Source organism: Streptomyces sp. G-G2, from assembly GCF_030063135.1.
GTDB lineage: Bacteria > Actinomycetota > Actinomycetes > Streptomycetales > Streptomycetaceae > Streptomyces.
The window spans coordinates 156537-178405 of the sequence record NZ_JASISO010000010.1 but is presented as its reverse complement, the minus strand read 5'-3'; the positions used below and the strand labels follow the sequence as shown (position 1 = coordinate 178405).

The window sequence follows — 21869 nt, the reverse complement described above, 5'->3', positions numbered from 1 at the left end:
GTCACCGACCCCCACCCCCTCGGCCACCCGTACCCCCGCCCCGGAGCCGAGCCCGGCCACGTCCGCCGCGCCCTCCGTACCGTCCGCGCATCCGTCCGCGCATCCCTCCTTGGGCGCGTCCCCGACGGGCCCGGAAAGCCCCTAGCCAGACGGTTCTCATCTCGACGCCGCGTTGCTACGGTGCGCCAGACCTGACGACACATCAGATCTCGGAGGCCCCGGCATGCGCGCACTCGTCGCCGCCGCCATCGGGCTGGCCGCCGCGCTGGCCCTCGTCCTCACCATCACGGCGATCGGAGTGCCGGAAGGCAAGACCTCGCCCAAGCCCCTGCTCACCACGATCCCCTCCGCCCCCGGAAAGTAAGAGGAGGCCCGGCCATGCGACGCAGAGCGAGCCTCGTCCTGCTTGCCCTAGCCGTGTTCTGCACCGCCCTCGCACCCCTGCTGCGCTGGTACGCGTACCCCAGGCTGGCCAAGATCCCGCCGAGCCAGTACCAGGAGATGGTGCTGGAGGCCAAGAACGCGACCCTCCTCGACTACAACAACGGCATGGAGCCCAAGAAGGTCGACAAGGTCACGATCATCCAGACCCTCAAGGGCGACGTCGAGGCGTCCAAGGAGATCGAGGCGAGCGCGGGCAAGGACGTGGTCGTCTGGAACACGCTGACCTACATCGTCGGCCCGGACGGCAAGATGGTCTCCCAGATCCCCGAGCGCTACATCTTCGACGCGCACACCCAGGCCCCCGTGCACGCCACCGGGGAGATGGTCGACGGGGACGCGGTCAAGCGCGAGGGCATCGAGTTCAAGTGGCCGTTCTTCACCGAGCCGCGCGACTACCTCTACTTCGACGCGCAGACGCGCACGTCGTCGCCGATCCACTACGTCGGCCCCCGCACCTTCCGCGGCCTGGACGTCTACTACTTCGAGATGACCGTCCCGTGGACCAAGGTCCCCATGCCGAAGAAGATGCCGATCCCCGGCATCGACCCGGCGACGATCGAGGAGCAGACCGGCACCTCCCTCTGGTACTCGGCCAAGATGATGTTCTGGGTCGACCCGGTGACCGGAGCGCCCGTCAACGCCGAGCAGAACATCCAGCAGGAGATGCGCGGCGGGATCGCGGCCGGGCGGCCCGACGGCAAGCTCACCGCCTTCGCCGGGGACGTGAAGATCCGTCCGGACTACCTCGACTACACCGTTGACCTGGTGAAAACGAACCGGACCAAGGTGCTGGCGCTGCATACGTACGGGCCGCTGGGGCTGGCCGTCGTCGGCCTCGCCGTCTTCGGGCTGGCGCTGTGGCTGGAGGCGCGCGGGCGCCGCCGCCGCGAACGCGACGACGACGGGCCCACGCGGGTGCCGGTGCCCGCGGCGGTCTAGCTAGTGCCGCGGTCCGGTTTGAATGGAGCACTCCCTGGACCGCCGGCCGGTTCAGGAGCGGCGCAGCCGGTGGGTGGTGTGGCGGGTGGGCTCGGCGGTCGCCGGGTCCTCCGGCCACGGGTGGCGCGGATAGCGGCCGCGCAGCTCGGCGCGCACCGCGCGGTAGCCGTCCTTCCAGAACGACGCGAGGTCGGCGGTCACCGCCGCCGGGCGCCCCGCGGGCGACAGCAGGTGGACGAGTACGGGGACCCCCGCGACCCGGGGGGTCGCCGCCAGCCCGAACAGCTCCTGGAGCTTGACGGCCAGCACCGGCTGCCCGTCGCCGTACTCCACCCGGATCCGGGAACCGCTGGGCACCGTGATCCGTTCCGGGGCCAGCTCGTCCAGGCGGGAGGCCTGCCCGGTCGCCCACGGCAGCAGCCGGTTCAGTGCCTGGCCCGCCTCGATCCGGCCGAGATCCGCGCGGCGCCGGGCCCGGGACAGCTCGGGTTCGAGCCAGTCGTCGGCGCGCGACAGGAGTACGTCGTCCCGCGCCACGTCGGGCCACGGCTCGCCCAGGGTGCGGTGCAGGAAGCCGAGACGGGCCCGCAGGGCCAGCGCGTCCTGGGTCCAGCGCAGCAGGCCGAGGCCCTCGGCGCGGAGGCCGTCCAGGAGCGCGGCCCGGACCAGCTCGGGGGCGGGGGCGCGCAGCGGGCGGACGGTCAGCTCGATCGCGCCGAGGCGGTGGACGCTGCGGGCGCTCACGTCGCCCCCGGCGGCGCCGCCGGGGGCGCCGCCCTGCCAGTGGACCTCCTCGCCGGAGGAGAGCAGGTGGGCGGCGGCCGCCCTGGCCGTGTCCTCGTCGATCAGGGCGGCGAGGCGGATCCTGGCGGAGGGGGAGTGGGGGGCGCGGTCGGCGACCGCGACGGCGAGCCAGGGGGCGCTGCGCAGGCGTGAGCCGTCGCCCAGGTCGGCGCCGGTGCCGGAAGCCATGAGGTAGGCGCCGTCGCCCTTGCGCTGCGCGACGCGCTCGGGGAACGCGAGGGCCGTGATCAGCCCCGCGACGGCGTCGTCCGCCAGGGCTCCGCCCCCGCCCCCGTCACCGTCCCGGTCCGAGCGCGGATGCGTCTGGGCCCCGGCGGTCGTGCGGCGGGTGGTCGTGCCCTCCGGGGGCGCCTCAAACGCCGGCGGGGCTGAGTCGGGCCCGGCCTGGGGCCGGCGGGTGGGGTCGGGCCCGGCGGTCGTGCGGCGGGTGGGGGCGGGGTCGGCTTGGGCTCGGCGGGGGACGGCGCGTTCCAGGCGGAGGGATTCGGTGCGCCAGCGCGGGGCGTAGGCGTCGGCGCCGCGGCGGGCCTGGCGCCAGGCCGCCGCCAGGTCGTCCCCGTACTCACGCGGCGGCTCCTCGCTCAGCAGGGCCACCACCTCCGCAGCCCGGCGCGGGCCGACCTCGGCCGCGCCGTCCAGCAGGGCGCGGGCCAGCCGCGGGTGCAGGCCGAGGCGGGACATGGCGCGGCCCCGCGCGGTCAGCCGCCCGGCCGGGTCCACCGCGTCCACGGCCGCCAGTACCTCCCGCGCCGCCGCCATCGCGCCGGCGGGCGGCGGGTCCAGCAGCGCCAGCCCGGTCGCGTCCGGGTCGCCCCAGCAGGCGGCCTGCAGCGCGAACTGCGCCAGGTCCGCGATCCGGATCTCCGGCGAGGGGAAGGGGACGAGCCGCCCGTGCTCCGCTTCCGGCCAGCACCGGTACACCGCTCCCGGCGCCTCCCGTCCGGCCCGGCCCGCCCGCTGGCGCGCGGAGGCCCGGGAGGAACGTACGGTCGCCAGCGCGCCCAGGCCCCGCGCGTGGTCCACCCGCGGTTCGCGGGCCAGCCCGGCGTCCACCACGATCCGCACCCCCGGCACGGTCAGGCTCGACTCCGCCACCGCGGTCGCCAGGATCACCCGGCGCCGCCCGGTGCCGCCCGCGAGGACGGCGTCCTGCACCGCGGCCGGGGCCCGCCCGTGCACCTGGAGCACCTCGGCGTCCACCGCGCCCAGCTGCCCGGCGACCCGGGAGATCTCGCCGACCCCGGGCAGGAAGCACAGGACGTCGCCCTCCCGCTCGGCCAGCGCCCGCCGGACCACCGCCGCGACATGGGTCAGCAGCGCCGGGTCGACGCGCATCCCGTGCGGCGGACGCACCGGACGTACCGGCGGGGCCCACACCACCTCGACCGGGTGCGCGGTCCCGGCGGCCTCCACCACCGGCGCGTCCCGCAGCAGCCGCGCCCACCCGGCGGCGTCCGTGGTCGCGGAGGCGGCGAGCAGCCGCAGCTCCGGGCGCAGGGTCTCCCGTACGTCGAGGAGGAAGGCCGCGACGGTATCGGCGTCCAGGTGCCGCTCGTGGCACTCGTCCAGGACCACCACATCGGTCCCGGCGAGTTCCTGGTCGCGCTGGAGGCGCTGGAGGAGCACGCCGGTGGTCACCACCTCGACCCGGGTGTCCGGGCCCACGACCCGCTCGCCGCGGACCGTGAAGCCGATCGAGGCCCCGGTCTGCTCGCCCAGCAGCCACGCCATCCGCCGGGCCGCGGCCCGGGCCGCGATCCGCCGGGGCTCGGCGACGATCACCTTGCGCGCGGGGCCGCCGCCCACCAGGCCGGCCAGGACCAGCGGGACCAGCGTGGTCTTGCCGGTGCCGGGCGGCGCGCACAGCACCGCCGTGCCGTGCGCGTCGAGCGCCGCGACCAGCTCGGGCACGGCCTCGCGGACGGGGAGGGCCGCCAGGGCCTCGGTACGTACGGGGGGACGGACGGGGGAGGTCATGACTCAGCCGCGCTCACAGACGAAGATCGCGGTGCCGGGGATCAGGTTGCCGCGCAGCGGGGACCAGCCGCCCCACTCCTGGCTGTTCCAGGCGGGCCACTCGGGCTCGACGAGGTCGACGAGGCGGAAACCGCCCGCGACCACGTCCCGGACCCGGTCGCCGAGGGTGCGGTGGTGCTCCACGTATACGGCGCTGCCCCGCTCGTCCTGTTCGACGTAGGGGGTCCGGTCGAAGTAGGAGGCGGCGACGGACAGGCCCTCGGGTCCGGGCTCGTCGGGGAACGCCCAGCGGATGGGGTGGGTGACGGAGAAGACCCAGCGGCCGCCGGGGCGCAGGACCCGGTGGACCTCCCGCATCACGTTCACCGGGTCGGCGACGAAGGGGACCGCGCCGTAGGCGGAGCAGGCGAGGTCGAAGGAGCCGTCGCGGAAGGGCAGGTTCCCGGCGTCGGCCTCGACGAGGGGGACGTCGTCGCCGATCCGCAGGGCGTGCTGGAGCTGGCGGTGGGAGAGGTCGAGGGCCACCGGGCGGGCGCCCTGGGCGGCCAGCCAGCGCGAGCACTGGGCGGCGCCCGCGCCGATCTCCAGGACGTCGAGCCCCTTGAGGCCCTCGGCGGGTCCCAGCAGGGCGGCCTCGGCCTCGTCCAGGCCCTCCGGTCCCCAGACGAAGCGGTCGTCGCCGAGGAAGGCGCCGTGGTCGCTCTGGTACTCGTCGGCGTTGCGGTCCCACCAGCCGCGGCTGGCGCGGCTGCTCTCCGCTTCTCCGGCGTCACGGCGCGTGGCCTCGGCGTCGTCGTCCGCGTCGTCCCCAGCGGAGGCCTCCGCTTCGTACGCTTCTTCGGGGTCGTAGTCCTCTTGGTTCATGGGGCCCGTCGTCGTAGTCTTCGAAAAGAGGCAGGGCGCCGGTCATCACGGGTTCCCCGCCTACGAATTGTGCCGGGTAAATGGCGTTCTGCCCCGGGTGTCCGCTTTCGCGCATTGACCCTGTCCGGCTGCCCCCGTATGCTACAAGTTGCGCTGCGAGCCTGCGCTCCTCAGACCTAGCAGGCTGCGCTCGCATCTGTTGCAGTCCCCTCGGTTTTCGAGGCTCTCTCCGCTCTCCGAGCGTTCAGAGACCTCCTTGGCTGTCCGGTCGTAGGCAGATGGCGATAAGGGCTCCCGGCGTAGCAGTACCTACGACTTTCTGTCCGTAACCGGAGCCCTTTCCCACATGACGAGCAGCACCGAGACCACCGCCACCACTCCTCCGCAGGTAGCGGTCAACGACATCGGCGACGCGGACGCGTTCCTCGCGGCGATCGACGAGACGATCAAGTACTTCAACGACGGCGACATCGTCGACGGCGTCATCGTCAAGGTGGACCGGGACGAGGTTCTCCTCGACATCGGTTACAAGACGGAAGGCGTGATCCCGAGCCGCGAGCTCTCGATCAAGCACGACGTCGACCCGAACGATGTCGTCAAGGTCGGCGACGAGATCGAGGCCCTTGTTCTCCAGAAGGAGGACAAGGAAGGCCGTCTCATCCTGTCCAAGAAGCGCGCGCAGTACGAGCGCGCCTGGGGCACGATCGAGAAGATCAAGGAAGAAGACGGCATCGTCACCGGTACCGTCATCGAGGTCGTCAAGGGTGGTCTCATCCTCGACATCGGCCTCCGTGGCTTCCTGCCGGCCTCTCTCGTCGAGATGCGTCGCGTCCGCGACCTCCAGCCCTACGTGGGCAAGGAGCTCGAGGCGAAGATCATCGAGCTGGACAAGAACCGCAACAACGTGGTCCTGTCCCGCCGTGCCTGGCTCGAGCAGACCCAGTCCGAGGTTCGCCAGACGTTCCTCACCACCCTGCAGAAGGGTCAGGTCCGCTCCGGCGTCGTTTCCTCGATCGTCAACTTCGGTGCCTTCGTGGACCTGGGTGGCGTCGACGGTCTCGTCCACGTCTCCGAGCTGTCCTGGAAGCACATCGACCACCCGTCCGAGGTTGTCGAGGTCGGCCAGGAAGTCACCGTCGAGGTCCTCGACGTCGACATGGACCGCGAGCGTGTCTCCCTGTCGCTGAAGGCGACGCAGGAAGACCCGTGGCAGCAGTTCGCCCGGACGCACCAGATCGGCCAGGTCGTCCCGGGTAAGGTCACCAAGCTGGTTCCGTTCGGTGCGTTCGTCCGCGTGGACGAGGGCATCGAGGGTCTGGTCCACATCTCCGAGCTGGCCGAGCGCCACGTGGAGATCCCGGAGCAGGTCGTCCAGGTCAACGACGAGATCTTCGTCAAGGTCATCGACATCGACCTTGAGCGTCGCCGGATCTCGCTGTCGCTGAAGCAGGCCAACGAGTCCTTCGGTGCCGACCCGGCCTCGGTCGAGTTCGACCCGACGCTGTACGGCATGGCTGCCTCGTACGACGACCAGGGCAACTACATCTACCCCGAGGGCTTCGACCCCGAGACCAACGACTGGCTCGAGGGCTTCGACTCCCAGCGGGAGACGTGGGAGCGCCAGTACGCCGAGGCGCAGGTTCGCTTCGAGCAGCACCAGGCGCAGGTCATCAAGAGCCGCGAGGCCGACGAGGCCGCCGCTGCCGAGGGCGCTGCCGCTCCGGCCGCCGGTAGCAGCAGCACCGGTGGCGGCGCGAGCCTCTCCGGTGGTTCGTACTCCTCCGAGGGTGCGGACGAGACCTCCGGCGCCCTGGCGTCGGACGAGGCCCTGGCGGCGCTGCGCGAGAAGCTGGCCGGCGGCCAGAGCTGATCGCAGCGCGTGGCAGTGCGCTCCGGCGCACGGCTGAGCTGAGCTGAAACGGTGAGGCCCGTCCCCTTCGGGGGGCGGGCCTCACCGCGTTTCTGGCTGTTGGTGGCCGTTCACAGCTATTCGTCACGGTTCATAACGGTTCGCTCCGGCGACCCGCTGATGGACCGCCAACTGGGGAATGGCGACGGCTCCTTGAACGTTCTTGCCAGAGAACGAGACGAAGGGGAGTGGTGACGGTGCTTGATCCGCAAGGTCTGTACGAGTGGGATGCGAAGGGTCTGGCCGTGGTGGACCTGGCGCTCGCCCAGGAGTCCGCCGGGCTGGTCATGCTCTACCACTTCGAGGGGTACATCGACGCGGGTGAGACCGGCGAGCAGATCGTCGAGCGGCTCCTCGACGCCCTGCCCCACCAGCTGGTGGCCCGTTTCGACGCCGACCGGCTCGTGGACTACCGCGCCCGACGCCCGCTGCTGACCTTCCAGCGCGACCACTGGAGCGACTTCGACGCCCCCGCACTGGAGGTCCGCCTCGTGCAGGACGCCACGGGCGCGCCCTTCCTGCTGCTGTCCGGCCCCGAGCCGGACGTGGAGTGGGAGCGCTTCGCCGTCGCCGTCCAGCAGATCGTGGAGCGCCTCGGCGTCCGCCTCTCGGTGAACTTCCACGGCATTCCGATGGGCGTCCCGCACACCCGCCCCGTCGGGATCACCCCGCACGGCAACCGCACCGATCTGATGCCGGGTCACCGCAGCCCCTTCGACGAGGCGCAGGTGCCGGGCAGTGCGGAGTCCCTGGTGGAGTTCCGCCTCGCGCAGGCCGGTCACGACGTCCTCGGCGTCGCGGCGCACGTCCCGCACTACGTCGCCCGCTCCTCCTACCCGGACGCCGCGCTGACCGCCCTGGAGGCGATCACGGGTGCGACCGGGCTGGTGCTGCCGAGCGTGGCGCACGCGCTGCGCACCGAGGCGCACCGGACGCAGACCGAGATCGACCGGCAGATCCGCGAGGGCGACGAGGAACTGGTCGCCCTGGTCCAGGGCCTTGAGCACCAGTTCGACGCGGCGGCCGGAGCCGAGACCCGGGGCAACATGATCGCCGAGCCCGCCGAGATCCCGTCGGCAGATGAGATCGGCCGCGAGTTCGAGCGCTTCCTGGCGGAGCGCGAGGGCGACGCGTAGCGGCGGACCGTGATCCCGCTTCCGGGAGGGGCCGTACGCCGTCCAGGGCGACCGGTCCGGGCCGAAGGGGATGGCCTAGGCTGCGGGCCATGCTGAAAGTGGGCCTGACGGGCGGAATCGGTGCCGGCAAGAGCGCGGTCTCACGGCTGCTGGCGGGATACGGGGCGGTCGTCGTCGACGCCGACCGGATCGCGCGGGAGGTCGTGGAGCCCGGTACGCCCGGGCTCGCGGCGGTCGTGGCGGCCTTCGGGGAGTCCGTGCTGGCTCCCGACGGCACCCTCGACCGCCCCGCACTCGGCTCGATCGTCTTCGCCGACCAGGAACTCCTGCGCACCCTGAACGCGATCGTGCACCCGCTGGTGGGCGCGCGCTCGGCCGAGCTGGAAGCGGCCGCGGGCCCCGACGCGATCGTCGTGCACGACGTACCGCTGCTCACTGAGAACGGCCTGGCGCCGCTGTACGACCTGGTCGTCGTCGTGGACGCGGCGCCGGAGACCCAACTGGACCGGCTGACCGGGCTGCGCGGGATGGCCGAGGGCGAGGCCCGGGCCCGGATGGCGGCGCAGGCCACCCGCGAGCAGCGGTTGGCGGTGGCCACGCTGGTGATCGACAACGACGGGCCGTTCGCGGCGCTGGAGCCGCAGGTGCGCGCGGTGTGGGAGGACCTCACGGCGCGGGCGGCCGCGCCCCGGTCCTGAACGGCCGAGGGCGCCAGGGTCAGGACAGGACCCCAGAGCGAACGGGCCGGGAGCGAACGGGCCAGGGGTGAACGGGCCGGGAGCGCACGGTCCAGGGCGCCCGTCCCGGATCGCGCCGGGCGGCGCCGGGCCGGTGCGAGGTGATGGCAACGGGCTGCTGCCGAGGGGGCGTTGAAGGCGCCCGGAGCGGGAAGGAAACAAGCCCGGTCCGGTAAGGAAACCACCCGGAGAGGGATCCGGTAAGGAAACCACCCGGAGAGGGAAGGGAGCACCTCGTGTCCGACACCACGCCGCCGCCCCAGTCCGAGCCCGAGCCCGAGCGGGATCCGGTCCCCGGGCCGGGTGCCGTCAGCCCGGAGACCCACGTCATCGACTTCCGGGCCGCCGAGCGGCTGCTCGCCGCCCGCGACCCCCGGGGTGCGGTGAAGCTGCTCGACTCGGTGATAGCGGCCCACCCGGAGAACACGGCGGCCCGGCTGCTGCGCGCCCGGGCCTTCTTCGCCGCGGCCCAGCTCCGGCCCGCGGCGCTGGAGTTCGAGCTGGTCCTGGAACGGGAGCCGGACAACGCCTTCGCGCACTTCGCGCTGGCCCGCACGCACCAGCGGGCCGGGCAGCCGGACCGGGCGCGCAGGCACTTCCGGCTGGCCGCGGCGCTGGACCCGCAGCCCGAGTACCTCCGGGCGGCGGCCTTCGAGGACTGACCCGCACCGCGAGGAGCGGCGAGCGGCGGCGCGGATCCACGAGCGCCGGCGCGGACCGGCGCGGATCAGCCGCGCGGGTGCTCGTACGGCGGGACGTCCCGGCCCGGCTGGTAGTGCGGGCCCTGGTGGATGTGGCGCAAAATCATCGCCATGTCCACGCTGGCCAGCAGCAGGAGCACTCCGCAGGCAGCGGCCCACCCCGGCCGCGCGGCCAGCGCGAAGGCGGCGGTGCCCCCGGCGGCCCAGATCATCCCCCACAGGCTGAGCCAGAACCGCAGCCGCAGCGGGCTGCGAGCGGTCAGGGGCTCGTTTCCGGAACGCATCGGCATCGCCATCACCTCGGCTCTGTCGGGGCCTCTCCTCCATGGTGCCACGCGGCGGCCGGGGAGCCCGGGGTCAGGGGTCAGGGATTGAGCTTGTTCACGGCCTTGGTGGTGGTGTTCTTGAAGGCGGGGACGGGGGCGTCGGCGAGCACGCCCATCTGCCCCCACTTGACGACGGTCACGGTGGAACCGTCGCGTCCGATGCCGTAGAGGTGGACCCCGGGTTCGGAGTCCGGTACCGAGGTGTGCACGCCGTAGACGTGCGCCCCCTCCTCGACCCGGATCGCGCCGTAGTCCTGCCAGGAGGCGCTGCCGCCCGGGTTCCCGCGCAGCCAGTCGGCGGCGCAGGCGGCCACCTCGCGTTCCAGCGAGGCGGCGAGTGTCTTGGCGGCGGCGTCGGAGGCGGCGCGTACGGAGACCTGCACCGCGGTGGTGTCCAGGTCGGTGCCGAAGGCGCGGTGCCAGCTGTCCGCGGCGGGCAGTGCGCCCTCCAGGCAGAACGGGGCCGACCGGGGCAGCCCCTGGGCGACCGGGCCCGCGGTCCACGCCGAGCCGGTGTGCGGGGGGAGATCGGTGCCGGTGAGGAAGCCGGGGGCGGTGGCGGCCGACGCCGAGGCGGCGGTGGTCAGGGCCAGCAGGGCCGCGGCGGCGAGGGTGGCGGTGGCTGAGCCGGTGGCGTGTCCAAACAGTCGGGACATGGGTGTGAGCTCCCCGTGTGGGTGTGGTCGGTGCGGACAGCCTCCCCCCGGGAGGTCCGCCGCATGCCGCTCGCGCCGTGCTCCGCGTGTCGGCCGGGGACTCGTGGCGCGATTCTCATATGGCCAGGTCAGAAGTGTTGTCAGTGGGGCCGCCTAGACTCGCTGAGAGTGTCGTCGCGCCCGGTTCCGGCCGGATCCGTGGCGAGTGGTCCGGATCCGTGACGAGAAGCGCGGGTCCCTCATGAGCAGCGAGGAGGGGGAGGAGTGCCGGTGACCCACCCGCCCTACAGGCCTGCCCCCGCGCCCGTGGCGCCCGCGGTTCCCGTCGCTTCGGACGCCGCGCTGCTGCGGCACGCCTCGGTGTTCCTGCCCGGGAGCGTGCCCCGGGAGGGGCGGGTCGCCTTCTGGGCGCCCTCGGGCGACGCCCTGCCGGATCCCGGTCAGTGGCCCGGGGCGGTCCGTGCGGAGCTGGCCGTCGTCCAGGCCGCCGGGGCCTCCCTGCGGACCCGGACCGTGCCCGCCCTCGTCCTTCCGCTCAGCACCGCCCTCGCACCGCTCGCCCGGGCCGCGCGGCACCCCGCCGCCCATGCGGCCACCCGGGCCTGGGGGACCGCCGCGCGCCAGGCCCTCGCGCTCGCCGCGCGCGGCAGACTGCTGCCCGGGCTCACCCCGGAGGGGTTCGACGCCTGGCGCGCGGGTCCGCTGGACGCCGAGGACCTCGCCTACCTCCGCGCGGTCGCGGCCGCCCTGCCGTACGAGGGGTACGCCGCCCCGCTGGCCGGTCGTCGCCCGCTCCAGCTGCCCGAACCCGAGGCTCTGGTACGGGCCCTGCTCGACGCCGTCGCCGACACCCTGCCGCGCACCCCGGCCGCGCCGGTCACCGCCGGGCGGCCCTTCGCGGCGGCCGAACCGCAGCAACTGGGCGCGTTGCGGGAGTGGGCCGCGCAGGTCGCGGCCGGGGCGGACGCCGGGGTGGGGATCTCGTTGCGGCTCGACCTGTCCTCGTACCGCCTCTTCGACGCCGAGGAGGGCCCCGCGCAGGACACCGATCAGGTGCGCCGCGCGGGCGCCGCCGTGGTCCAGGTGCACAGCCTCGCCGATCCGACGCTGGTCACCGACGCCGGGCTGTTGTGGGGCGGCGCCGCGACCGACCGCTTCGGGCCCCGGGCCAGGGTCGACGCGGTGCTCGCGCTGCGTCGCGCCGGCCGGGTGTGGCCGCCGCTGCTGAGGCTGCTGGACCAGCCCGTGCCCGATGTGCTGGCCCTCTCCGATCCCGAGCTGGAGGATCTCCTGGGGGTCGCCGCGACCCGGCTCGCGGCGGCCGGGGTGCTCGTCCACTGGCCCCGGGACCTCGCCCGCGACCTGAGCGCGAATGCCGTCGTACGGTCGACCGCGCCCGGTTCGGCCACGGACGGGACGGCGTTCTTCGACGCGGCCTCCCTGTTCGCCTTCTCCTGGGAGCTGGCGCTCGGCGGGGACCGCCTGACGCCCGGTGAGATGGACCTCCTCGCGCAGGCCCACCGGCCCGTCATCCGGCTGCGCGACCAGTGGGTGCGGGTCGATCCGGAGCTGGTGCGCAAGGCCCGCAAGCGGGAGCTGGGGCTGCTGGACCCGGTGGACGCGCTGGCGGCCGTACTGACCGGTGAGGCCGAGGTCGAGGGGGAGCCGGTGCCCGCGGTCGCGGTGGGGTCCCTGGCCGCCCTGCGCGACCGGCTGACCGGTGACCTCGCGCCGCTGCCGCCGCCGCCCGGGCTCAAGGCCACCCTGCGCGACTACCAGGCGCGGGGCCTGGCCTGGCTGGACCTGATGACCTCCCTGGGCCTCGGCGGCTGCCTCGCCGACGACATGGGGCTCGGCAAGACCGTCACCCTGATCGCCCTCCACCTGCACCGGGACCGCGCCGAGCCGACCCTGGTGATCTGCCCGGCGTCGCTGCTGGGCAACTGGCAGCGGGAGATCGAGCGGTTCGCCCCCGGGGTGCCGGTCCGTCGTTTCCACGGGGCCGACCGCTCGCTGGACGAGCTGGCGGGCGGCTTCGTCCTCACCACGTACGGGACGATGCGGGCGAGCGCCTCCCGCCTGGCGGACCAGGAGTGGGGGATGGTCGTCGCCGACGAGGCGCAGCACATCAAGAACCCGCATTCGGCGACCGCGCGGGCCCTGCGCACCATCGGAGCCCCGGCCCGGGTGGCGCTGACCGGCACGCCCGTGGAGAACAACCTGTCGGAGCTGTGGGCGCTGCTCGACTGGACCACCCCCGGGCTGCTCGGTCCGCTGACCGCGTTCCGGGCGCGGCACGCCCGGCCGGTGGAGCACCAGCAGGAGGAGGACGGCGGCAACGAGGAGGCGGTGGCCCGGCTGGCCGCGCTGGTCCGGCCTTTCCTGCTGCGCCGCAAGAAGTCCGACCCGGGGATCGCGCCCGAGCTGCCGCCCAAGACGGAGACCGACCACCCGGTCTCGCTGACCCGGGAGCAGGCCTCCCTCTACCAGGCGGCGGTGGACGAGACGATGGCCGTGATCGAGGCGAGCGAGGGCATCCAACGCCGCGGGATGATCATGAAGTTGCTGGCCTCGCTCAAGCAGATCTGCAACCACCCCGCGCAGTACCTCAAGGAGGACCGCCCCCGCATCCCGCACCGCTCGGGCAAACTCGCGCTGCTGGACGAGCTGGTGGACACGATCGTGGCCGAGGGCGGCGCGGTGCTGGTGTTCACCCAGTACGTGACGATGGCGCGGATCCTGGAGCAGCACCTCGCGGCGCGCGGGATCCCGGCCCAACTGCTGCACGGGGGGACCCCGGTGGCCCGCCGGGAGGAACTGGTGGACCGCTTCCAGGCCGGTGAGGTCCCGGTGTTCCTGCTGTCGCTGAAGGCCGCCGGTACGGGGCTGAACCTGACCCGGGCCGGGCACGTCATCCACTACGACCGCTGGTGGAACCCCGCCGTCGAGGAGCAGGCCACCGACCGCGCCTACCGCATCGGCCAGACCCAGCCCGTCCAGGTCCACCGGATCATCGCCGAGGGCACCGTCGAGGACCGCATCGCCGAGATGCTGGAGGCCAAGCGCGCCCTGGCCGACGCCGTCCTCGGTTCCGGCGAGGCCGCGCTGAGCGAGCTGACAGACCGGGAACTCGCCGACCTCGTGTCCCTGAGGAGGCGCTCGTGATCACCGCGCGCGACGACCTGCGCCGCACCTTCGACGCGCTGCCCGACGGGACCCGGGCCGTCAGCTGGTGGGGGCAGGCGTGGGTGGCCGCCCTGGAGGGGCCCTCGCACGATGCCGCGCTCCTCGCCCGCGGGCGGACCTACGCCGATGACGGGCACGTCGACGCGGTGACGGTCACCCCCGGCCGGATCGTGGCGTACGTACGCGGCAGCCGGGCCCGGCCCTACCGCACCGAGCTGGCCCTGACCGCCCTCGCCCCGCAGGAGTGGGACGAACTGCTGGAGGACATGGCCGCCGACCCCGCCGCGCTGGCCGCCCTGTTGGAGCGCGAGGTTCCGCGGGCCCTGGCCGGGCGGCTGCTGCCGGGCGCGGGAGACCTCGTACCGCACTGCTCCTGCCCGGACCCCGGGCGTCCGCCGTGCAAGCACGCCGCGGCGCTCTGCTACCGCGCGGCCAGGCTCCTCGACGAGGACCCGTTCGTGCTGATGCTGCTGCGCGGGCGGAGCGAGCGGGACCTCCTCGACGACCTGGCCCGCCGCAACGCCGCGCACGCGGCGCGCGAACAGCCCGCAAGCGCGCCCGGGTTCCCCGGGGTCCCGGCCCGCGAGGCCGTCCACCGGCCCGCCCACCTGAGCGCCCTGCCGCCGTTGCCCGCACCGCTGGACGCGCCGCCCGTGGGCGCCGCTCCCGCCTACCCGGCCGAGCCGGGTGCCCCCGATCCGCTGGCCCTGGACCAGCTCGCCTCCGACGCCTCGGCGCGGGCCCACGCCCTGCTCGCCGACGGGCGGGACCCGATCGCGGGGCTGTCCCTGTGGCAGGACGCGGTCCGGCTGGCCGCCGCCCAACCACCGACGTCAGGGCTGGCGGCCTCCACCCGCGCCCTGTACCGGCAACTGGCCGCCGCCACCGGGCGCTCGCCCGGTGACCTGGCGCGTGCCGTTCCGGCCTGGCGGCAGGGCGGTCTGGCGGGGCTGCTGGTGCTGGAGGAGGAGTGGGATCCGCCGGCCGGTCCCTTCGACCGGGCCGGGCCCGCCCTGGCGGCCGCCGGGCACGGGCCGTTCAGGCCGAGGCGCAACCGGCTCTCCAGTCCCCGCTTCCAGCTCCGCCTCAGCCGGGACGGCCTCTGGTACGCCTACGAGTCGGACCGCGACCAGGAGGACTGGTGGCCCTACGGTTCCCCGTCCCCGGACCCCCTCACGGCCCTCACCTCCCACCGCTGACGGCGTCCGGGCCGCCCGGGTCCGGCGCCAGGGAAGCCGCCCAGTCCGCGAGGGCGGTGAAGTCGCGTGCCCGCAGCCCGTGGCGCGGGCTGATGCGCAGGAGCAGCGACGGCGCGCAGTGGTGGGCGCGGGCCCAGTCCCGGTCGCGTGCGGTGATCATGTCGTCGACCCAGGCGAAGGGTCGGCCCGCCGCCCAGTCGAGGAGCGGGCGCGTTTTCCAGTAGAGACCGTCCGGATCGCGGGTGAAGAGTTCCGGCCATTCGATGACGGGGAGATCACCGGGGAGGCCGATGTGCGGAGCGATCATCGTGTTGGCCTGGTGCATCCAGGTGGTGGCCCAGGCGAGTTCGAAGGGCAGGGCCAGCAGGCGGGGCCCGTGCGTGGGGTGGAGGCGGACCCGCAGACCCCGTTGGGCGCTGCGGGAGTCCGGTGCGCGGCGCCCCATCCACAGGGCGGGGCGCATCCGGTGCGTCGTATAGCCGCGCAGGCCCGCGAGGGGCGACCGGAACGGGTTGAGCGGGCCGTCCACGTCCAGGAGCAGCAGCGGTCTGTCCATCATGAAATATGCACTACCCAGTACACGATGGAGTGAAATGCCTACCGGCGCTATAACCCGAATGGGTTTACGGCGTTGTTCCGGTGTGGGCGCGACGCCCGTGAACTTCTCCGGAAGGCAGGAAACTGATGCGACGCAGTCGTCGAAATGGCTTGATCGTGGCGGTGGTTGCGGGAGGCGGGCTGGCTGCCGTCAGCGCGGGCGGTTTCGCGTACGCCGACGCGGACGCGGGCGGGCAGGCGCAGCGCTCGCCGGGGCTGCTCTCGGGGAACCTGGTGCAGCTTCCGGTGAACGTGCCGGTGAACGCGTGCGGGAACACCGTGAGCGTGGTGGGCGTGCTCAACCCGGCCAGTGGGAACCGCTGTACCAACGCCGGGCGGGTCGAGCATCCGGACCCCCGGCCCTCGCATCGGTCGGGCCCGTCGTCCTCGACGGGCCCCTCCCGGCAGGGTGCCGGGAACGGCGCCGGCGGCGGAGCGGTCGCACACGGGAGCGGAAAGGATTCGCCTGGTCTGCTGTCCGGCAACGGCATCCAGCTCCCGCTGGACCTCCCGCTGAACGTCAGCGGCAACTCGGTGAGCGTGGTCGGCGTCGGGAACTCCGCCGCGGGCAACACCTCGGTCAACGGCAGCCTGCCCAGCGGGGGCAAGCCCGCCCAGCCGCCCACGGCCGTACGCCCGGTCGCCCCGGTCGCCCAGCCCGCGCCGCCGCTCGCGACGGGTCCCGCGCTGGCCCACACCGGCGCGGACGGCCTCGGCTATCTGCTCCCGGGCAGCGGAGCACTGCTCCTGGGCGGAGTCCTGCTCTACCGCCGGTTCCGCATGAACTAGACCTACTCCGTTCAGGCACGCGCGGCTCAGGCCTGCGCGGCTCAGGCACGCGCCGCTCAGACCTACGCCGCTCAGGCACGCGCGGCTACAGGAGTCCGGGCGCGAGGCTCGGGCCCGCGCGGCATGCGTGCGGTCCGCGTGCGGCTCACGCGGCGCGTGGGCGCCAGGACGCGAGGACCGCCTCGATCCTCGGGGCGAGCCGGGCGCGGGCCTCGAACCGGTGGACGCCCGCCATCAGCAGGGCGTCGTACTCCGTGTCCTCGTGCCGGACCGCGGCCCGGACCGCGACCGAGACGGCCTGCTCGGTCAGGGCCCGGCCCGCCGCGCTGCGGCCCACCCGACCGCTGCCCCGGACCGAGGCGTGCGCCGCGATCGCCCGGGCGCGCTCCGCCGGGCAGCCGGGGAACAGCCGCGCGATCTCCCCGGCGAACAGCGCCGTGAACCGGAGGTCCTCGGCCGCCCGGCGCACCCGGTCGCGGTCCCGCCGCCGGGCCCGGGCCTCGGCGTCCGCGAGGCAGGCCACCTCGGCGAGGAGCAGCGCGCGCTCCTCGACCAGCAGGCCCTGGCGCTCGTGACGGCGGCGCCGCTTGTTGAGCCGCACCACCACCGCGGACAGTGAACTGCCCTCCCGGGCGCGGCGGGTGAGGGCGGTGTCGCCGCGCGGAAGGTAGACGAGGTGCCCGAGGTCGGCGCAGTCCAGACAGCGGGGCACCCCGAGTTCGCGGACGAGGTGGGGGAGCGGCCCCCGCCCGCACTCCGCGCAGCTGATCCGCTTGAGCGGCTCGTACACCACGAGGTTCATACACCTCTGATACCGCCGGACGCGCCCTATATCACCTTGGCGGGCACGGGAGTTGCCCTTTCACCACATCCCGTTCGTCTGCCCCAGGTCGTTCTATGGTGACCCGCCGGGGGAGGACCCCGGCCCGGGTCCAGAGGGGGGAACGCATGGGCGAGGGAGGGCTGGAGCTGGTCATAGAGCCCGGCGGCTCCACCGGCTGGCACTTCCACCACGTCGCGCTGAACGCCCACGTCCGCTCCGGGACGCTCACCCGGATCCTGCACGACGGCAGGGTCGAGGTGAACGGGCCCGGGTCGCGCTTCATCGAGCCCGGCGGCCCCGACCACGTCCACCTCGGCCGGAACCTCTCCTCCGTGCCGGTCGTCCTGCACGTCACCCACGCCCTCCCCGAGGGGCTGCCCCTCTCGGTCGAGGCCCCCGCACCCCGCTGGACGCGGGACCGGGTCTCCGCTCAGACCAGGCGGCGTATCTCCCCGCGCACCCGGTAGAACCCTCCCGAGGCCGGGTGCAGCCCGTCCACCACGTACCGGGCCCCGGCCTCCCGTATCCCCCGGGGGAACTGCACGTTCCACGAAGGCTCGAACCCGCCCGAGATGACCTGCACCCGCATCCGCCCGCCCTGCTGGACGCACTCGACCACCACGCCGCCCGCGGGCGCGACCGTGACCGTCGCCACCGCGGCCGCCGAGGCCGCCGGGGTGAACACCGGCAGGGCCGCCGCCGACTTGATGTCCATCGCGGTCGGCACCGAGCCCCGCTGGGCCGCGGCGATGGCCGCCTCGCTCGCGTCGACGCACACCAGCGACCCGTCCGTGGTCACCAGGTACAGCCGTTCGTCGAGGTACTGCATCGACAGCGCCGATCCGCTCCCCGTACCCAGCTTCCACAGCCGCCGCCCGTCGGCGTCGAAGCAGTAGACGGACGAGGAGGAGTCACCGGCGAAGACGTGCCTGCCGTCCGGCGAGGTCGCGCAGGAGTACACCGATCCGTCGCACCGGTAGGTGGCCTCGACGGCCCCCGTCGTCTTCCCCAGCCGCTGCACACTGTGCCGGGCGGTCCCCGCGTACACCGCGTGCTCCTCCTGCCAGCCGAACAGCACCTGGCCGTTGGTCGGGGTGTGCCACAGCTGGCCGGAGCCGTCGGGGGCGTACGCCGTCACCCCCGCGCTGTGTCCGTGGTAGACCGCGTCCTCGTCCGCGCGCACCATCCACCCGTGGGCACCGGACGACTTGCGCGACCACTGGAACTCGTCCTCGTGGTCGATGACCGTCAGGCCGCCGTCGCGGTCGGACACGTTGAGCACGCCCTCGCGGATGTCCAGCCAGAAGATGTCCACGTCCGCCGCGATGTCGTACGCCCCGAACGGCACCTTCGACGACAGGTCGTACACCGTGCCGTCATCGCAGCCCGCATATATCCAGAACTCGTCCGCCACCAGGCACTTCACCCCGTCCGGCAGGGAATAGCGGGCCAGCACCTCGCCGCCGTGGCTCAGCGTGTAGACGTCGCCCGCCTGGTTGCCGACCCAGCAGCGGTCCTCGTCCACATGGATCCCGAACGCCGACGCCCCCGTGCGGAACCGCCACAGGACCGGGGCCGCGGCCCGCGCCGTCGAGGGCGCCGAGGTCACCTCGCGGCGGGAGACCGCGCGGGCCGTCCGCTGCCCGCGCACGGCGGGCGCGTACCCCTTGCGGACCTTCTCTCCGACCTTCTTCGCGGCCGCCGCGCGCGCCTTCTCGACCGTGGGGAAGGAGGAGTTCTGCTGCTGGCCGTCCGCGCCGATCCGGCCGTAGTGCACCGAGACGGCCGTCCCCTCCACGGTCACCTCGTAGAACTTGTGCGCTCCACCGCCATCCTGCGACAGCTCCAGATACGTCGTCTCGCGAGCCATGACAGACCCCTCCCCAAGGCCGGGACGACGGCTCTGGTCCGTCGGTGATCCCTTGTTGAGAAACGCTACGGTCAACCACTGACAATGGGACCGTGCAGCTGGAAGCGATCACATGGGAGGGGATGGCCGAGCGGCTCGCGGGCCATCTCGACGACCGGGACCACACCCCCGGCCAGGACGCGGACCCGGTCACGGACCCAGGCGCGGACCCGGTCACGGACCCAGGCGCGGACCCGGGCGCGGACCCGGGCGCGGACCCGGCCGCCGGGGCGCCCTGGCTGCGGGTGGCCGTGGACGGCGCGCCCGCCGCCGGTACGGGCACGCTCGCCGCTCACCTCGCGGACGCCCTGCGCCTGCGCGGCCGTTCGGTCCTCGTCGTCCCCGCCGACGGTTTCCTGCGGCCCGCCTCGCTGCGCTTCGAGTACGGCCGCCAGGACGTCGACACCTACCTCGACGGCTGGTTCGACACCGCCGCCCTGTGGCGCGAGGTGTTCGGGCCGCTGGACCCCGGCGGCAGCGGGCGCGTACTGCCGGACCTGTGGGACCCGGTCACGGACCGGGCGACCCGCAGTCGGTACGTACCGCTCCCGCCGGGCGGGGTGATGATCCTGCACGGACCGTTCCTGCTGGGCCGTTGGTTCCCCTTCGACCTCAGCGTCCACATCCGGCTCTCCGCGGGAGCCCTGGCCCGCCGCACCCCGGAGGCCGAGCGCTGGACCGTCCCCGCCTTCGCGCGCTACGAGGCCGAGACCGGCCCCGAGGCGGCCGCGGACGCCTTGGTCCGCGCCGACGACCCCCGCCACCCCGCCTGGACCGGCATCCGGAACTGACCGCCCCCGGCCGCGGAAGACGGCCGCCGCTACGGCCGCCCGCCCAGCCGGGTGACCGCCACCGCCCCCGCCCGGCAGCCCGCCCGCGCCGCCGCCACCGGGTCCGCGCCCGCCAGCCGGGCCGCCAGGAAACCGCCGGTGAACGCGTCGCCCGCGCCCGTGGAATCCACCGCCAGGGCGGGCTCCGCCGCGACCTCGGCGCACACCCGGCCCCCCGCGGCGACCAGCGCCCCGGCCGGGCCCCGGGTCACCACCACCAGCGGAACCCGCAGGCTCAGTTCCGCCGCCGCCCGCGCGGCGGGGGCCGTCGCGGGCAGCCCGGCCAGCATCCGGGCCTCGTCCTCATTGGGCAGGAGTGCGTCGGCCCCCGCCACCGCGTCGAGGAAGCGGGCCACCCCCAGCGTGGCCAGGAATCCCGCCGACGCGGGGTCCACGCTCACCGGGACCCCCCGCTCCCGGGCCGCGCGCAGCGCCAGCCGGGCCAGCTCCCGGCTGGTGTCCCCGAAGAACAGGTAGCCGGACAGGTGCAGATGGGCCACCCCGTCGAGGAACTCCGGGTTCCAGTCGGCCGTGGAGAGCCGCAGCACCGCCCCGCTGTCGGTCAGGAACGTCCGCTCCGCGTCCTTGCCGACCAGGGCGACCACCGTCCCGGTCGGCTCCACCGGGTCGGTCACCAGCAGCGGCCGCACCCCGGCGGCCAGCAGGGCCTGTTCGTGCCAGCGGGCCGACTCGGCGCCCACCCTCGCCAGGAGCGCGACCTCCAGCGCGCCGCCCGGAGTGCCGTCCGCGGTTCCTCCCGTGACGCCCCCCGCGTTCCCCTGACGGGCCGCCCAGCAGGCGGCGTTGGCGCCCGCGCCCCCCGGCATCGTGCGGATCCGGGCCGGCGTGTCGGTCGCCGGAGCCAGTGGTTCCAGGTGCACGGCCACCACGTCCGTGACCACGTCCCCGACCACGAGCAGCCGCCCCGCCGCTCCCCCCGGCCCGGTCACCGCTCCGCCCAGGCCATCGCGATCCGGGCGCCGAGCCGCACATTGCCGCGCACCGCCGCCAGATTGGCCTCCAGCGAGGCCCCGCCGGTCGCCCGCACCAGGAATCCCAGCAGGAACGGGGTGACCGCCTGCCCCGTGATCCCGCGCTCCCGGCACTCGGCGAGAGCGTCGGCCAGGACCCGGTCGTGGAGTTCCGGATCCAGTTGCTCCGACTCGGGCACCGGGTGGGCGACCAGCAGCGCGGAGCCGGGTCCGCCGAGCGCGTCCTGGGCGGCCATCACCTCGGCCACCTCCTGCGGCCGGTGCACCGTCCAGTCGACGGGCTCCCCGGAACTCGCCAGATAGAAGCCGGGGAAACGTTCCGTCCCGTAACCCAGCACCGCCACCCCCAGGGTTTCCAGCCGCTGGAGCGTGGCCGGCACGTCCAGGATCGACTTCACCCCCGCGCACACCACCGTGATCCGGGTCCGGGCCAGCAGCGACAGGTCCGCCGACTCGTCCTGGGCCCGGGCCCAGTCCCGGTGTACGCCGCCCAGCCCGCCGGTCGCGAACACCCGCAGCCCCGCCCGCGCGGCCAGGAAGGCCGTCGCCGACACCGTCGTCGCCCCGGTGGCGCCCGTGGCGAGCGCGGGGGCCAGGTCCCGGTGCCCGAGCTTGCGCACGCCGTCGCCGTTCGCGATCCGCTCCAGCTGTGCCTTGTCCAGGCCGGCGTACGCCACCCCGTCGAGCACCGCGACCGTAGCCGGAACGGCGCCCTCCGACCGGACGAGCGCCTCCAGCTCCCGGCCCACTTGGAGGTTGCGGGGGCGGGGCAGGCCGTGCGCGAGGATCGTCGATTCGAGGGCGACGACCGGGCGCCGCTCCGCGAGCGCCTCGCGTACCTCATCCGACAGGACCGGGACCGCTGAGTGCTGTGACATGTCCCCATCCATGGCACGGTCGCGGCGCCGTCAAACGCGCCCCCGGGCCAACTGTCCGAGACCCGCCGGGTGGACCGGATGGCCGGGGCCCTCGACAGGGTGACTCGTGCGCCCCGACGATCCTGGACGACCTGGTCGGCGCGGAGCGCGGCCCGGCCGCACTAGGGTCGCGC

20 protein-coding genes are annotated in these 21869 nt (G+C 74.2%); 11 read left to right on the top strand and 9 right to left on the bottom strand.

The features are described 5' to 3' along the window. Nucleotides 1-223: 223 nt before the first annotated feature. Both QMF80_RS11250 and pgfA read left to right on the top strand, forming a co-directional pair. Nucleotides 224-364 carry an SPW_0924 family protein gene (locus tag QMF80_RS11250; RefSeq protein WP_283452139.1) on the top strand — a complete coding sequence of 47 codons (141 nt, stop codon included), beginning with the start codon at nucleotides 224-226 and terminating at the stop codon, nucleotides 362-364. A gap of 14 nt (nucleotides 365-378) precedes the next feature. Beyond that, nucleotides 379-1383: a cell envelope lipid trafficking protein PgfA gene (gene pgfA / locus QMF80_RS11245; protein ID WP_283452138.1), complete on the top strand. Its 1005-nt coding sequence runs from the start codon at nucleotides 379-381 to the stop codon at nucleotides 1381-1383. Nucleotides 1384-1434: 51 nt separating this feature from the next. Here the strand turns inward: pgfA and QMF80_RS11240 are convergent, their stop codons facing one another. Next, entirely contained in the window at nucleotides 1435-4164 is a 2730-nt protein-coding gene (locus QMF80_RS11240; protein ID WP_283452136.1) for an ATP-dependent RNA helicase, read from the bottom strand. A gap of 3 nt (nucleotides 4165-4167) precedes the next feature. Then, nucleotides 4168-5028, bottom strand: a complete 861-nt coding sequence (locus tag QMF80_RS11235) for a class I SAM-dependent methyltransferase (RefSeq protein WP_283452134.1) — start codon at nucleotides 5026-5028, stop codon at nucleotides 4168-4170. A 346-nt stretch (nucleotides 5029-5374) separates the two neighbouring features. On the opposite strand from QMF80_RS11235, the gene rpsA reads away from it, so the two are divergent. From rpsA to QMF80_RS11215, 4 genes are all read left to right on the top strand, one after another. Then, nucleotides 5375-6898, top strand: a complete 1524-nt coding sequence (rpsA, locus tag QMF80_RS11230; protein WP_283452132.1) for a 30S ribosomal protein S1 — start codon at nucleotides 5375-5377, stop codon at nucleotides 6896-6898. A gap of 236 nt (nucleotides 6899-7134) precedes the next feature. Continuing rightward, nucleotides 7135-8073 (top strand): PAC2 family protein, encoded by a 939-nt coding sequence (locus QMF80_RS11225; RefSeq protein ID WP_283452130.1) that lies wholly within the window; start codon nucleotides 7135-7137, stop codon nucleotides 8071-8073. An 89-nt stretch (nucleotides 8074-8162) separates the two neighbouring features. Continuing rightward, nucleotides 8163-8771 carry a dephospho-CoA kinase gene (coaE, locus tag QMF80_RS11220; RefSeq protein WP_283452129.1) on the top strand — a complete coding sequence of 203 codons (609 nt, stop codon included), beginning with the start codon at nucleotides 8163-8165 and terminating at the stop codon, nucleotides 8769-8771. 368 nt (nucleotides 8772-9139) lie between these two features. Continuing rightward, nucleotides 9140-9472 (top strand): tetratricopeptide repeat protein, encoded by a 333-nt coding sequence (locus tag QMF80_RS11215; RefSeq protein WP_283452161.1) that lies wholly within the window; start codon nucleotides 9140-9142, stop codon nucleotides 9470-9472. Between the two features lie 65 nt (nucleotides 9473-9537). Here the strand turns inward: QMF80_RS11215 and QMF80_RS11210 are convergent, their stop codons facing one another. Both QMF80_RS11210 and QMF80_RS11205 read right to left on the bottom strand, forming a co-directional pair. Then, nucleotides 9538-9807 (bottom strand): DUF6343 family protein, encoded by a 270-nt coding sequence (locus tag QMF80_RS11210; RefSeq protein ID WP_283452128.1) that lies wholly within the window; start codon nucleotides 9805-9807, stop codon nucleotides 9538-9540. Between the two features lie 68 nt (nucleotides 9808-9875). Continuing rightward, on the bottom strand, nucleotides 9876-10493 hold the full coding sequence (locus tag QMF80_RS11205; protein ID WP_283452127.1) for a hypothetical protein: 618 nt from the start codon (nucleotides 10491-10493) through the stop codon (nucleotides 9876-9878). A 306-nt stretch (nucleotides 10494-10799) separates the two neighbouring features. Here QMF80_RS11205 and QMF80_RS11200 point away from each other — a divergent pair, with 306 nt between their 5' ends. Together QMF80_RS11200 and QMF80_RS11195 are read left to right on the top strand one after the other, a co-directional pair. After that, a complete protein-coding gene (locus QMF80_RS11200; protein ID WP_283452159.1) occupies nucleotides 10800-13658 on the top strand; it encodes an SCO1167/SCO6262 family helicase in 2859 nt (952 codons plus the stop codon). Then, nucleotides 13655-14878, top strand: coding sequence for a hypothetical protein (locus QMF80_RS11195; RefSeq protein WP_283452126.1), 1224 nt, complete (start codon nucleotides 13655-13657; stop codon nucleotides 14876-14878). Before QMF80_RS11200 ends, QMF80_RS11195 begins: the two co-directional genes overlap by 4 nt. On the opposite strand, the gene QMF80_RS11190 is transcribed toward QMF80_RS11195, so the two are convergent. After that, nucleotides 14862-15437: an HAD domain-containing protein gene (locus tag QMF80_RS11190; RefSeq protein ID WP_283452125.1), complete on the bottom strand. Its 576-nt coding sequence runs from the start codon at nucleotides 15435-15437 to the stop codon at nucleotides 14862-14864. The genes QMF80_RS11195 and QMF80_RS11190 overlap by 17 nt on opposite strands. Nucleotides 15438-15598: 161 nt before the next feature. Between QMF80_RS11190 and QMF80_RS11185 the strand changes: the two genes are divergently transcribed. Next, entirely contained in the window at nucleotides 15599-16264 is a 666-nt protein-coding gene (locus QMF80_RS11185) for a chaplin (protein ID WP_349372199.1), read from the top strand. 145 nt (nucleotides 16265-16409) lie between these two features. On the opposite strand, the gene QMF80_RS11180 is transcribed toward QMF80_RS11185, so the two are convergent. Beyond that, nucleotides 16410-17066 (bottom strand): DUF2293 domain-containing protein, encoded by a 657-nt coding sequence (locus QMF80_RS11180; protein ID WP_283452123.1) that lies wholly within the window; start codon nucleotides 17064-17066, stop codon nucleotides 16410-16412. Between the two features lie 146 nt (nucleotides 17067-17212). Here QMF80_RS11180 and QMF80_RS11175 point away from each other — a divergent pair, with 146 nt between their 5' ends. Then, complete coding sequence (locus tag QMF80_RS11175; RefSeq protein ID WP_283452122.1) at nucleotides 17213-17554, top strand: cupin domain-containing protein; 342 nt, start codon at nucleotides 17213-17215, stop codon at nucleotides 17552-17554. Here the strand turns inward: QMF80_RS11175 and QMF80_RS11170 are convergent. After that, nucleotides 17518-18957 (bottom strand): WGR domain-containing protein, encoded by a 1440-nt coding sequence (locus QMF80_RS11170; protein WP_283452121.1) that lies wholly within the window; start codon nucleotides 18955-18957, stop codon nucleotides 17518-17520. The genes QMF80_RS11175 and QMF80_RS11170 overlap by 37 nt on opposite strands. Nucleotides 18958-19049: 92 nt before the next feature. Between QMF80_RS11170 and QMF80_RS11165 the strand changes: the two genes are divergently transcribed. Next, on the top strand, nucleotides 19050-19787 hold the full coding sequence (locus QMF80_RS11165) for a nucleoside/nucleotide kinase family protein (RefSeq protein ID WP_283452120.1): 738 nt from the start codon (nucleotides 19050-19052) through the stop codon (nucleotides 19785-19787). A 29-nt stretch (nucleotides 19788-19816) separates the two neighbouring features. Here QMF80_RS11165 and QMF80_RS11160 read toward each other — a convergent pair whose 3' ends face one another. Next, nucleotides 19817-20776 carry a carbohydrate kinase family protein gene (locus QMF80_RS11160; RefSeq protein ID WP_283452119.1) on the bottom strand — a complete coding sequence of 320 codons (960 nt, stop codon included), beginning with the start codon at nucleotides 20774-20776 and terminating at the stop codon, nucleotides 19817-19819. Next, nucleotides 20773-21696 (bottom strand): pseudouridine-5'-phosphate glycosidase, encoded by a 924-nt coding sequence (locus QMF80_RS11155; RefSeq protein WP_283452118.1) that lies wholly within the window; start codon nucleotides 21694-21696, stop codon nucleotides 20773-20775. Before QMF80_RS11155 ends, QMF80_RS11160 begins: the two co-directional genes overlap by 4 nt. Nucleotides 21697-21869: the final 173 nt, after the last annotated feature.

Coding starts and splice junctions, on each gene's coding strand:
- QMF80_RS11250 (WP_283452139.1), top strand. CDS start 224: ATGCGCGCACTCGTCGCCGCCGCCATCGGGCTGGCCGCCGCGCTGGCC.
- pgfA (WP_283452138.1), top strand. CDS start 379: ATGCGACGCAGAGCGAGCCTCGTCCTGCTTGCCCTAGCCGTGTTCTGC.
- QMF80_RS11240 (WP_283452136.1), bottom strand. CDS start 4,164: ATGACCTCCCCCGTCCGTCCCCCCGTACGTACCGAGGCCCTGGCGGCC.
- QMF80_RS11235 (WP_283452134.1), bottom strand. CDS start 5,028: ATGAACCAAGAGGACTACGACCCCGAAGAAGCGTACGAAGCGGAGGCC.
- rpsA (WP_283452132.1), top strand. CDS start 5,375: ATGACGAGCAGCACCGAGACCACCGCCACCACTCCTCCGCAGGTAGCG.
- coaE (WP_283452129.1), top strand. CDS start 8,163: ATGCTGAAAGTGGGCCTGACGGGCGGAATCGGTGCCGGCAAGAGCGCG.
- QMF80_RS11210 (WP_283452128.1), bottom strand. CDS start 9,807: ATGGCGATGCCGATGCGTTCCGGAAACGAGCCCCTGACCGCTCGCAGC.
- QMF80_RS11205 (WP_283452127.1), bottom strand. CDS start 10,493: ATGTCCCGACTGTTTGGACACGCCACCGGCTCAGCCACCGCCACCCTC.
- QMF80_RS11190 (WP_283452125.1), bottom strand. CDS start 15,437: ATGATGGACAGACCGCTGCTGCTCCTGGACGTGGACGGCCCGCTCAAC.
- QMF80_RS11180 (WP_283452123.1), bottom strand. CDS start 17,066: ATGAACCTCGTGGTGTACGAGCCGCTCAAGCGGATCAGCTGCGCGGAG.
- QMF80_RS11175 (WP_283452122.1), top strand. CDS start 17,213: ATGGGCGAGGGAGGGCTGGAGCTGGTCATAGAGCCCGGCGGCTCCACC.
- QMF80_RS11170 (WP_283452121.1), bottom strand. CDS start 18,957: ATGGCTCGCGAGACGACGTATCTGGAGCTGTCGCAGGATGGCGGTGGA.
- QMF80_RS11155 (WP_283452118.1), bottom strand. CDS start 21,696: ATGTCACAGCACTCAGCGGTCCCGGTCCTGTCGGATGAGGTACGCGAG.